Consider the following 11,692-nt stretch of genomic DNA (forward strand, 5'->3'; position numbering starts at 1 on the left):
GGACAGGATGGAAGAGACTTTGTTGCTGGTGATCGCCCTGCTGTTGCCCTTGACGGCTGCCTTGGTGGTGACCCAGACCAATCCCTATCATGCCTTGGTGATGCGCGGCATTCTGGGATCCATCGCTGCTCTGATCTATGCCTTGTTTGGGGCGGCGGATGTGGCGCTTACTGAGGCGCTGGTGGGCACCATGCTGTCCATTACGCTCTATGCCATCGCGGTGCGTTCCTCGTTGAGTATGCGCTTGGGCGTTCTCGAAGACAGTCCTCTGTTGGCGGCCAGGACCTCAGCAGCACAGCAGTTGTTACAGCAGATGCGCCAAGGGCTACAGCAGTACCACATGCGTCTGGAGTTGGCCGTCTATGGAAGTGCAGAGGCGTTGTTGGCTGCCCTTCACAGCCGGGAGGTGCACACCATTGCCCTTGAGCCCGATGAGGAGGTGGCAGAGTATCGCTTGGTAACGCGCGTGCCCCGCCTGCAGGCCATCTTGACGCAACAAGCCCTGCTTTCTGAGGTCCTCCTGCCATGAGGTGGTTGTACGGGGTGGCGGCGCTGCTGGCAGCCTTGCAGCTCATGGTTGCCGACGCGGGAGCTGTTTCTCCTGCCTTTGAGCCTGTGGCGGTTCTGGCCGGAGAAAGCGGCGTGCCCAATACGGTGACGGGCTTGATCCTGCGCAACCGCCTTTACGACACCGTCTTTGAAGTCGTCGTGTTTTCTACGGCCATTCTGGGCGCGCAGTACCTGCTGGCGGATGAGCGACCGACGGCCAATGTAGCTCAGTTTACCGATATTCCCTCAATTGTGTTGGCGCGGGTGGGGGCCACCATCTCCGCTCTGATTGGGGTGGAGCTGGCCATTCGGGGGCACCTGACGCCGGGCGGGGGGTTTGCTGCCGGCGTGGCGGGAGGAACGGCGATTGGCTTGGTGGCGATCACCGCCTCTTCGACCTGGATGGAGGCCATCTACAAGCGGTGGCAAGCCGCGATGTGGGAGAAGCTGTCGGTGGTGACGTTTATCGGGGTGGCTGTAATCGCCCTGGCCGGTTGGGAACTACCCAAGGGCGAGCTGGGGGCACTTTTTAGCGGCGGCTGGATCCCAATCCTCAACATTTTGGTGGCCATCAAGGTGGCGCTGGGATCCTGGGCGGCGATTTTAATTTTTATTCGCTACCGCGGCTTGTTATGAAGGCTCGAACGGGTTGATAACGCTCGTGTCAAGCCAATACATCGTGGGCGGTGTTATCTTCTTGCATCCGCTCGAAGTCCGAATCTTCACCAATGTTTGGGATCGATCCGAGCACTTGGCAAAGGACTTTTTTGCAAGTTGGAGTAAGACTTGCTTGAGGATTTTGCGATGTTCGGCTTCTGCACTCCCACCGTGAGGCCTAGCCCTTTCTTTCAGAACTTTGACAATGGCCCCATCAACGTTGCGAACAATTGGAGTGGCCGTAGAGCGTCTCCTCGATCGGCAGATCCATGGATGGCTTTGCCGCAAAGATAGCGTTGACAGCAGGACGTTTCCCTGTCCGTTGAGCAACTTGACCTGCAGGCGACCTCTACAATAGAAGGCTGACCCTGCCACCCCTGGGATCCCTATGCCGCGCCGTACCGACATTCACAAGATCTTGCTCATCGGAGCGGGGCCGATCGTCATTGGCCAAGCCTGCGAGTTCGACTACTCCGGCACCCAAGCCTGCAAAGCCCTGCGAGAAGAGGGCTACGAGGTGATCTTGGTCAACTCCAACCCGGCCACCATCATGACGGATCCCAGTATGGCGGATCGCGTCTACATCGAGCCGGTGACGGCGGACTTCGTGGCCCAGATCATCGAGCGGGAGCGCCCCGATGCCCTGCTGCCCACCATGGGGGGACAGACGGCCCTCAATGTAGCGGTGGAGCTGGCCCGGCGCGGGATCTTGGACCAGTACGGGGTGGAGCTGATCGGGGCCAAGCGGGAGGCCATCGAAAAAGCCGAGGATCGGGAGCTGTTTAAGCAGGCGATGCAGCGGCTTGGCCTGGCGGTGCCGCGCTCGGGGCTGGCCCGCAGCCTGGCCGAAGCCAAGCAGATCGCTCACGAGATCGGCTATCCCCTCATCATCCGCCCCGCCTATACCCTGGGGGGCACAGGGGGAGGGGTGGCCTACAACCAAGAAGAATTTGAAGAGATCTGCGCCGCCGGCCTGGAGGCCAGCCCGGTCTCTCAGATCCTGGTGGAGGAGTCGGTGATCGGCTGGAAGGAGTTTGAGTTGGAGGTGATGCGGGATCTGGCGGACAACGTGGTGATCATCTGCTCGATTGAAAACATCGACCCCATGGGGGTTCACACTGGCGACTCCATCACCGTGGCCCCGGCCCAGACCCTCACCGACAAGGAGTACCAGCGGCTGCGCGACTACGCCATCGCCATCATGCGCGAGATTGGGGTGGAAACCGGGGGATCCAACGTGCAGTTTGCCGTCAACCCCGCCAACGGCGAGGTGCGGGTGATCGAGATGAACCCGCGGGTTTCCCGCTCTTCTGCTTTGGCCAGCAAGGCCACTGGGTTTCCCATTGCCAAGATCGCCGCCAAGCTGGCCGTAGGCTACACGCTGCCGGAGCTCCCCAACGACATCACCCGCAAAACCCCGGCCAGCTTCGAGCCCACCCTTGACTATGTGGTCACCAAGATCCCCCGCTTTGCCTTTGAGAAGTTTCCCGGCTCGGAGCCGGTTTTGACCACGCAGATGAAGTCGGTGGGGGAGGCGATGGCCATTGGCCGCACCTTCCAGGAGTCCATCCAGAAGGCCTTGCGATCCCTGGAGATCGACCGCCCCGGCTTTGGCAGCGACCGGCCTGAAGTCTTCCCAACCCCAGAGGAGGTGCGGGCCAACCTGCGCACCCCCAACCCCTTGCGCCTCTTGACCATCCGCACGGCTCTGCTCATGGGCTTTTCCGTTCAGGAAATTGCTCAGCTTACCCACATCGATCCCTGGTTTATCGACAAGCTGCAGGAGCTGGTGGAGGTGGAGCAGGTCCTCAAGGGGCGGGAATTGGGATCCCTGACGGCTGAGGATCTGCGCCACCTTAAGCAAATGGGCTTCAGCGACCGGCAGATCGCCCACCTGACCGGCTCCAGGGAAGCCCAGGTGCGGGCCCGTCGCCAGAGCTTGGGGGTGATCCCCACCTACAAAACCGTGGACACCTGCGCTGCCGAGTTCGAGGCGGCCACCCCTTACCAGTACTCCACCTACGAGAGCGAATCTGAAACCTTCCCCACCGCCAAGCCAAAGGTGATGATTCTGGGGGGCGGCCCCAACCGCATCGGCCAAGGGATCGAATTCGACTACTGCTGCTGCCACGCCGCCTATGCCCTCAGCCGCCTGGGGTATGAGACCCTCATGGTCAATTCCAACCCAGAAACCGTTTCCACCGACTACGACACCGCCGATCGCCTCTACTTCGAGCCCCTGACCCATGAGGAAGTGATGAACCTGGTGGAAGCGGAGCAGCCGCTGGGCCTAATCGTGCAGTTTGGCGGCCAAACCCCCCTGAAGCTGGCCCAGGGGCTGGCAGCAGCCCAGGCCCCCATCTGGGGCACCTCTCCTGACTCCATCGACATAGCCGAGGATCGCGGCCGCTTTGGGCGCCTGCTCCAGGAATTGGGGATCCGCCAGCCGGCCCACGGCATTGCCCGCAGCGTGGAAGAAAGCCTGGAGATTGCCCGCCGCATCGGCTACCCGGTGGTGGTGCGGCCCAGCTATGTGCTGGGGGGACGGGCCATGGAGATTGTCTACTCGGATCAAGACCTGCGGCGCTACATGCAGCTAGCCGTGGCGGTGGATCCCGACCGTCCCGTGCTGGTGGACCAGTTTCTGGAAGACGCGGTGGAGGTGGATGTGGATGCCATTGCCGACCACACCGGGGCTGTAACCATTGGCGGGATCCTGGAGCACATCGAGCAGGCCGGGATCCACTCCGGGGATTCTGCCTGTGTCTTGCCCAGCCGCACCCTCAGCCCCGAAGTGCTGCAAGTCATTCGCGACTGGACGGTGAAGCTGGCCCAAGCTCTCAGGGTGGTGGGGCTCATGAACGTGCAGTATGCCGTCCAGAAAGAGCAGGTTTACGTTCTGGAAGCCAACCCGCGCGCTTCCCGCACCGTGCCGTTCGTCAGCAAAGCCATTGGCCACCCCCTGGCCGGCTACGCCGCCCAGGTGATGAGCGGCAAAACCCTGGCAGAGCTGGGCTTTACCCAGGAGGTGATCCCGCCCTACGTGGCTGTTAAGGAAGTGGTGCTGCCGTTTCACAAGTTCCCCGGCACCGACACGCTGCTGGGGCCGGAGATGCGCTCTACTGGGGAGGTGATGGGGATTGATACGGACTTTGGCCGCGCCTTTGCCAAAGCGCAACTGGCTGCCGGCCAGGACCTGCCCCTAGAGGGCACGGTGTTCATCAGCGTCAGCGACCGCGACAAGCAGGCGGTGATCCCGGTGGCCCAAGAGTTTGTCCAGCTGGGCTTTCGCCTGCTGGCCACTGCCGGCACCCAAAAAGTGCTGGCCGAGCACGGGATCCCGGTCGAGAAGGTGCTCAAGCTGCACGAGGGCCGGCCCCACGTCATCGACGCCATCAAAAACCGCCAGATTCAGCTCATCGTCAACACCCCTTCCGGTGTCGAGGCGCAGCAAGATGGCCAAAAGATCCGCCGCACTGCCCTGGCCTACAAGATCCCCTTGGTCACCACCCTGGCCGGGGCCAGAGCCACCGCTGCCGCCATCCGCGCTCTGCAGTCGGGATCCCTGGGGGTGAAGTCGCTGCAGGAGTTTCACGCCGAAATGGGACGATAGATCTCAGCCTTCTTGGGTTGCCTTTCTGAAGAAATTCTTAAGACCTTAACCTTAAGAAACTCTGAAGTTCTCGGTTGGCGAAAGTGGCTTTGGCTGCCCAGGAAAAGCTGAGACCAATGCATCAAAATCGCAACACTGATTTGCCTATTTGTATCGATAAATCAATTTGTTTCACATTCTGGCTGCGCAAGTTAGGGATCCCTGCCGGCATCCCGAAAACTGTCTAGTTTGGAAGAAAGCTCCCTCAGGCCAGGCCTTGTCGGGCGCTCTCCTGACGTCGGCTTGGCAAGCCCAAGAGAGAGGGGCTTTGGTGAAATTTTCTAGGAGTTGGCCTATGAGTACGGTCATTCGTCGCTCCGCGGCCGCGCGGCGGCTCTGGAGTTGGGAAAGTTTTTGTCAATGGATCACCAGCACCGAAAATCGGCTGTATATCGGCTGGTTTGGCGTATTGATGATCCCGACGTTGTTGGCGGCGGTCTTCTGTTTTGTTATCGCTTTTATTGCCGCTCCGCCGGTGGATGTGGACGGGATCCGCGAGCCGGTGATCGGCTCTTTGTTGGGGGGCAATAACCTCATTTCTGCGGCGGTGGTGCCCACCTCAGCCGCCATTGGCCTGCACTTTTACCCCATCTGGGAAGCTGCCTCTTTGGAGGAGTGGCTCTACAACGGCGGCCCCTACCAGCTCATCGTGCTCCACTTTTTAATCGGCATCTGGTGCTATTTGGGCCGGCAGTGGGAGCTGAGCTACCGGCTGGGCATGCGCCCCTGGATTGCGGTGGCTTTCTCCGCCCCAGCGGCGGCTGCGACGGCGGTGCTCTTGGTCTATCCCATCGGCCAGGGCAGCTTTTCGGAGGGGCTGCCGCTGGGCATTGCCGGCACCTTCCACTTCATGCTGGCCTTCCAGGCGGAACACAACATCTTGATGCACCCCACCAGTTGGCTGGGGGTGGCGGGGGTGTTTGGCGGCGCCCTGCTGGCGTCTCTGCACGGCTCGCTGGTGATCTCCAGCCTGATCCGGGAGACCTCGGAGGAGGAGTCGGCCAATGCTGGCTACCGCTTTGGCCAAGAAGAAGTTACCTACAACTTCCTGGCCGGCCACTACGCCTTCTTGGGGCGGCTGGGGATCCCCGGCCTTGGCTGGCGCAACAGCCGTTCCGTCCACTTCTGGATGGCGGCTCTGCCCACCGTAGGGATTTGGGCGGCAGCCATCGGCATTGGGATGATGGCCTTTAACCTCAACGGCTTTAACTTTAACCAGTCCCTCCTGGACAGCCAGGGCCGGTTCATCCCCACCTACGCCGATTTGATCAACCGCGCCAATCTGGGGATCCAGGCCATGCACGCCCCCAACGCCCACCACTTTCCTCTCTTGCTAGCGGCCAAGGTGGACTAGGGTCGATCCAGCCCGAAGGCACGGTGGGCGGCCTGGAGGGCACGCACCCCCTGCTCCCGCCGCACCACGCAGCTCACCTTAATCTCTGAGGTGCCGATCATCTCAATGTTGATCCCGGCGTCGGCCAGAGCCTTGAACAAACGGGCAGCCACGCCGGGATATGTTTCCATCCCGGCACCGACGATGCTGACTTTGGCAATGTCGTGGTCGGTCTCGACCCCCGCCGCCTGCAGCTCCTCGGCCACCTGCCGGCACACGGCCTCAGCCGCCCTGGCCTGATCCTGAGGCACCGTAAAGGCGATGTCGGTGCTGGGGATCCCGTTGTGGTAGCCCCGCTGGCTTTGGATGATGGTGTCGACGATGATACCGGCAGCGGCCAGGCGTCCAAACAGATGGGCAGCCGTCCCCGGGCGATCCGGCACCTTGCGCAGGCCCAGCCGCGACTGCTTCAAATCCAGGGCAACGCCGCGCACCGGGTGGTCGCTTGGGCGGGGATCCCCGCAAGGGGCTGCCTTGACCCGATGCAAATGGGGGATCACCTGGAACGCTTCCCCCAGCGCCAGGGCGGCCTCCCCGGCCCGCTCGTCAGCCACCACACAGCTCACCTTGATCTCCGACATGGAGATCATTTGGAGATTGATCCCAGCTTCTGCCAGCACCTGGAACATCTGGGCGGCAATGCCCGGGCGGCCCATCATCCCCACCCCGGCAATGCTGACTTTGGCCACCGCCTCATCGACGATGACTTCCCTACACCCCAGCTCCTGGCCCACCTGCCGCGCCACGGCTGCCGCCTGGGCCGCCTGCGCCCGGCTGACGGTAAAAGCAATGTCGTTGATAGGGGATCCCTCGGCTGCACTGAGGTGGAGCGACTGCAGGATTAAATCGACATTGATCCCGGCTGCCGCAATTTCCTGGAACAGTTGCGCGGCAATGCCCGGGCGATCCGGCACTCCCACCAGCACCAACTTGGCCTGATCCCGATCCAGCTCCACCGTATCCACTGCCTGGCCCAGCTCAATGCTGCTGTCGGCGGGGCGAGGACGGGGAGGGGGAGCAAGAATGAGGGTGCCCTCGGATCCCGCCTGCAACGGTTCCAGGCTGGAGCGCACCCGCAGCTTGACGCCGTAGTTGCGGGCAATCTCCACCGAGCGGGGGTGGAGCACCTGCGCCCCCAGGCTGGCCAGCTCCAGCATCTCGTCGGCGGTAATCTCCGGCAACAGCCTGGCCTCGGGTACCTTGCGCGGGTCGGTGGTAAAGATCCCCGGCACATCGGTGTAGATCTCACACAGCTCTGCCCCCAAAGCCACCGCCAAGGCCACCGCTGTGGTGTCCGATCCCCCCCGCCCCAGGGTGGTGATCTCCAGCTCCGCCGGGCTGGTGATGCCCTGAAACCCGGCCACCACCACCACCTCTCCCCGCTCTAGGTGTTGCCAAAGGCGGTCGGTGTGGATGTGCAGAATGCGGGCCCGCCCGTGATCCCGGGTGGTGACGATGCCCACCTGGGCCGCCGTCAAGGAGAGGGCAGGGTAGCCCAAGCGCTGCAGCGCCAACGCCAGCAGGGCAATGCTGACCTGCTCACCCGTAGACAGGAGCATGTCCCACTCCCGCCACTGGGCCGGCGTGGTCGGGGATCCCTGGAGGATCTGTTCCCCCAGTTCCACCAGGCGATCCGTTTCTTCTCCCATTGCCGAGACCACCACCACCACCCGCTTCCCCTGCTCCACCGTGTGGGCTACCCGCTGGGCTACGGCCTGGATGCGCTCGATGGAGCCGACGGAGGTGCCGCCGTACTTTTGGACAATTAAACCCGCTTGCATAGCCAGGGCTGAGCTGGTTGACGTGGTTTGGATCCTATCCCGAACTAGGCCAGGCCAAGCCAGCTTTGCAAAAAGGGCGGCACCGGCAGCAGGATCAGCACCAGCAGCGTCAGCATCCCCAGCCCCAGCAGCTCCCGGCCCTCATCCAGCTCGGCGACATCGTTGAGGGCTGGCTCGTCGGCACTGGTGATCACCAACAAAAGCAGCGCCCACAATAACAGCCAGGGCTGCACCGTCAAAGCCAGCAGCAGCACCAGCCAGCGAGTCACTCGCCCCACATTGGCCCCCATCTGCTGGCCATAGATGGCGTGGACAATGTGGCCCCCATCCAGTTGGCCCACCGGCACCAGGTTAAACGCGATCACCACCAGGCCCAGCCAGCCGGCAAAGGCCAGCGGGTGCAGATCGATCACCTGGCCCGGCTGCAACTGATCCCCCAGCACCATACGCGCCAAGATCGCCAGCAGCACCGAGAGGCGTGGGTCGATGCGATGGAAGCTAATTGGGGTCGGCTGCCCCTCCGGCACCGCCGGCGGATCCCCAGGCGCCGAAAAGGACAGCCCCAGCAGCAACATCGCCAAAGCAACCAGGCTGCCCGCCAGCGGCCCGGCAATGGCAATATCAAACAACACCTTGCGGTTGGGCACCGGCTCTTTCAGCTCGATGAAAGCCCCGAAAGTTCCCAACACAAAGGGCACCGGGATGAAATAGGGCAGCGAGGTTTTGATGCCGTGGCGGCGGGCCACCCAGTAGCGGATCCCCTCATGGGATCCCAGAATGGCCAGGATCCCAACTGCGTAGGGCAACCCCTTCAGCAGAGACGGGAGATGCAGCAGCCGGTCAGGGCCGACCCCAGCCGCCTGGGCCCCGGCAGTGAGAGTCGTCCAAAAGGTAAACAGCAGCAGCCCCAGCGCCAGCAGAGGCCACTCCTGCTGACGGGTTAGGGAGCGCCGTGCCGCCGGGTTGGGCACCAAGGCAAAAAAAGGCTTGCCGGCAAACCCCTCCTGCAGCACCACCAAGAAGCGTTTGCCAAAAGTGTCTTCTACATTGCGCTGCACCCGCTCATAGGCTTCCGTGGGATCCGCCCGCAAATTGCCGCGGCAGATGATGGCCTGGGGACGGTACTCCACGCTTTGCAAATAAAAAACATTCCAGGGGAAGCAGTGGTTGAGCTTTTCTCGCGGCACCTCCGAGATGGGGGTGTGGACAAGAGCCGCCGAGGCCAGATCTGCAGCACTGTCCTCCTTTTCTTCCTCTGCTTCAAGCAAAGACTCGCGATCCGATCCCGCAACCGGCGAGGTGTTTTCCGCCCCCGGTTGAGAGCCTGCCGTTGGAGGTCGGAGGCGCCCCCGGCGTACCAAAGTCATGCTGGTAAAATAGGAAGCCAGAAACAGCCCCAACATGAGCAGGGGGGGCATTTCGTACTGAAATACCTGACGCCCCAGCACCCAGATCAAAGGGGGCATCATCATCACCAGCCACAGGATCCGCCAGGGCACCTTGGAGAGGCGGGCCACACTTTTTTGCAGCAGCAGGTAGGTTGCAGAACCCACCAGTGCCAACAGGATCCAATCTGCCATGAGTTGCAAAAAACAGATGAGAACACCTCTACCAAGCTAGCGGCAAACCCAATCTCCCTGCTATGGCCAGCAGGGGGGATCCCTCAAGAGCCAAACTTTTGCTTGGCCTGCTCGTAAACTGCCACTGTGATCTTCTGGATCCCGGCTTCGCGGGCAAACTGTTCAATCTTCTTACGGGCAGCCGGACGCACAAAGAAGGGGATTTCTTTAAGGCGCGCCTCTGCTTCTGGCGTCCACTCTATCGCTTCGTCCATCCCCCCTGCCCTCAACGCAACATCCACGCCGGCAGGAGAGTGTGCCCTGTCATGCCTCGCAGGGTGAAATAGACAAACAGCAGCAACAGCAGGGATCCCAGCACAACCAGGGCTGCCGAGGTCGGACTTTTGCGGTACAGGTTAACAAAAGGCTGTAAGCCAGCCCAGATCCCCCCCAGCAAGACGGTAATGAAGTAGGTAGGGTAGCGGGAGACATTCTCCACAAATTGATCTTCCAGTCGACGAGGAGGCTGCGGCTGTGGCATGGGCAGATCGCAATCCAACAACTTCCCCTCAGTTTGCCACAGAGACCGGTTTCTGTCCCCCCGGCTGAAGAGGGATAGGAACCAGGGGGAAGCCGCCCAGGCTCAGAACCGCGAGAACCTGATATGGTAGGCGTTATCCTGCCTGCTTAGCTCAGCCCAGCCACCCACTCTCTGGCCTGATGCGAGAATTGCCCCCCGATGCCCTCAATCGCGCCGGTGACCTGCTTGGGGAACAGACCCTGGCGCTGATGCGCGTCCAGGAGGCTTTGGATCAACTGGAGGCAGCCATTCTCAGCAGTCCTCGTCTGTTCTGGTCTCGCACCCTTATCGACGAAGAGAAGATCCTGGAGCAGTTGGACTTCATCCGCCTCAACCTGCCCACAGCCTTGGAGGAAGCCGAGGAGGTGCTGCGCCAGCGGGATCAGATTTTGGCCGAGGCCCATCGTTACGCCCAGGAGATCGTGGCCGTGGCCCAGCGCCGCGCCGAGCAGCTCGTCAGTGAATCGACCATCCTACGCCAGGCTCAAGCGCAGGCAGAACAGTTGCTGCGACAAACCTACCAACAGAGCGAGGAGGTGCGGCGACAGACGCTGCAGGAGTCGGAGCGCCTACAACGGGAGGCCCATCATTACGTGGATCAGGTTTTGCAAGACCTAGAGCTGCGGCTGTTGGAGTCTCTGCGGGTGATCCGCAACGGGCGACAAAACCTTCAGACCTAAATTTGTGCTCGACCAGAGAGTGTTCATCGGTTCAGTTTTAGGCCAATATAAAAGGTAGCATCCGGGCTTCTTTACCCTGCGGATCTGTGGTAACCAAACTAACCTCCGCCAGGAAAGACGAAGACAAGTCTCGGATGGGCGGCCAGGAACTCGACGCGCTGTAGATTGCTGCTGCAGGCAAGGAACCTCGAGCTTTTGTGGCAAGCTGGCGCAGTTCTCCCTTCGCTTAACTGAGAGCGTGTGTTCCTCTTCTCAGCGATTGCCCCAACATTGGACTCATCGAGCTACCTTCCGCGGCGGGCTCTGTCCTCAGCCTGCGAGTTCCGGCTTTTACCCCTTTTGGGGAACCACTCAGTCGTCTAGGAGATTCTATGACCATTGAACCGAAAGCCCGTAAGAACCGCGAAAATGCCAACTCCCGTTCCCGCAGCCGTCGCCGTGAATCGGCCAAAGGGATCAAAGGGGCCAATCCAGCCGCCAGCCTCTCCCTGCCGAAGTTGATCCAAGAGAATGCTGTGCTCCAATCTCGCAGCCAGTTGTTGCTGATGTACAGCGACTTCCAAACCGAAATGCCCAACGACGGCAAAACCGGCGTTGGCACCTGGCTGCAGAACCGCCTCAAGGAGTACGGCATGCCCAGCCTGCTGCGTTTTGGCCCGCGCTCCTGCCCCCAGGTTTTCCGCCGCGATGAATTTTCTGAGTGGATGACGCTAGCCCTCAATGCCGTCAGCCCCAAAGACGAGAGCGCCAGCTAGGAGAGGTAGACTCTCGTCGGGGCAGACCTGAACTACGCTGAAGAGACTGCGCCATTGGGTTCAGCCGGGAAAGTTCCTTCTGCCTG

General features: G+C 61.5%; 11 protein-coding genes. 6 read left to right on the forward strand and 5 right to left on the reverse strand.

The genetic code is table 11. The features are described 5' to 3' along the window. Positions 1 to 7: 7 nt before the first annotated feature. Positions 8 to 529, forward strand: a complete 522-nt coding sequence (locus NW846_RS04440) for a DUF4040 domain-containing protein (RefSeq protein ID WP_011430582.1) — start codon at positions 8 to 10, stop codon at positions 527 to 529. Then, positions 526 to 1,185, forward strand: coding sequence for a Na(+)/H(+) antiporter subunit B (locus NW846_RS04445; protein WP_011430581.1), 660 nt, complete (start codon positions 526 to 528; stop codon positions 1,183 to 1,185). The genes NW846_RS04440 and NW846_RS04445 overlap by 4 nt, the downstream gene beginning before the upstream one ends. Here NW846_RS04445 and NW846_RS04450 read toward each other — a convergent pair. Next, positions 1,180 to 1,614, reverse strand: a complete 435-nt coding sequence (locus NW846_RS04450; RefSeq protein WP_414346946.1) for a FitA-like ribbon-helix-helix domain-containing protein — start codon at positions 1,612 to 1,614, stop codon at positions 1,180 to 1,182. The genes NW846_RS04445 and NW846_RS04450 overlap by 6 nt on opposite strands. On the opposite strand from NW846_RS04450, the gene carB reads away from it, so the two are divergent. Together carB and psbA are read left to right on the forward strand one after the other, a co-directional pair. Continuing rightward, positions 1,595 to 4,819, forward strand: coding sequence for a carbamoyl-phosphate synthase large subunit (gene carB, locus NW846_RS04455; RefSeq protein WP_414346947.1), 3,225 nt, complete (start codon positions 1,595 to 1,597; stop codon positions 4,817 to 4,819). The genes NW846_RS04450 and carB overlap by 20 nt on opposite strands. A gap of 334 nt (positions 4,820 to 5,153) precedes the next feature. After that, positions 5,154 to 6,212 (forward strand): photosystem II q(b) protein, encoded by a 1,059-nt coding sequence (psbA, locus tag NW846_RS04460; protein ID WP_414346948.1) that lies wholly within the window; start codon positions 5,154 to 5,156, stop codon positions 6,210 to 6,212. On the opposite strand, the gene NW846_RS04465 is transcribed toward psbA, so the two are convergent. From NW846_RS04465 to NW846_RS04480, 4 genes are all read right to left on the reverse strand, one after another. Next, positions 6,209 to 8,032, reverse strand: a complete 1,824-nt coding sequence (locus NW846_RS04465; RefSeq protein WP_414346949.1) for an aspartate kinase — start codon at positions 8,030 to 8,032, stop codon at positions 6,209 to 6,211. The two genes, psbA and NW846_RS04465, sit on opposite strands and share 4 nt — an antisense overlap. A gap of 44 nt (positions 8,033 to 8,076) precedes the next feature. After that, positions 8,077 to 9,612 (reverse strand): site-2 protease family protein, encoded by a 1,536-nt coding sequence (locus tag NW846_RS04470; RefSeq protein WP_414346950.1) that lies wholly within the window; start codon positions 9,610 to 9,612, stop codon positions 8,077 to 8,079. A gap of 83 nt (positions 9,613 to 9,695) precedes the next feature. After that, a complete protein-coding gene (locus tag NW846_RS04475; protein ID WP_011430576.1) occupies positions 9,696 to 9,866 on the reverse strand; it encodes a PCP reductase family protein in 171 nt (56 codons plus the stop codon). An 11-nt stretch (positions 9,867 to 9,877) separates the two neighbouring features. Beyond that, on the reverse strand, positions 9,878 to 10,132 hold the full coding sequence (locus NW846_RS04480; RefSeq protein WP_041439081.1) for a DUF751 family protein: 255 nt from the start codon (positions 10,130 to 10,132) through the stop codon (positions 9,878 to 9,880). A gap of 179 nt (positions 10,133 to 10,311) precedes the next feature. On the opposite strand from NW846_RS04480, the gene NW846_RS04485 reads away from it, so the two are divergent. Continuing rightward, complete coding sequence (locus tag NW846_RS04485) at positions 10,312 to 10,851, forward strand: ATP synthase F0 subunit B (protein WP_228375231.1); 540 nt, start codon at positions 10,312 to 10,314, stop codon at positions 10,849 to 10,851. Positions 10,852 to 11,222: 371 nt separating this feature from the next. Continuing rightward, complete coding sequence (locus NW846_RS04490) at positions 11,223 to 11,606, forward strand: hypothetical protein (RefSeq protein ID WP_011430573.1); 384 nt, start codon at positions 11,223 to 11,225, stop codon at positions 11,604 to 11,606. The last annotated feature ends 86 nt before the right edge of the window (positions 11,607 to 11,692 follow it).

Origin of the sequence: Synechococcus sp. W60.3 (genome assembly GCF_047502615.1) — a bacterium.
In the GTDB taxonomy this organism is placed as follows: domain Bacteria; phylum Cyanobacteriota; class Cyanobacteriia; order Thermostichales; family Thermostichaceae; genus Thermostichus.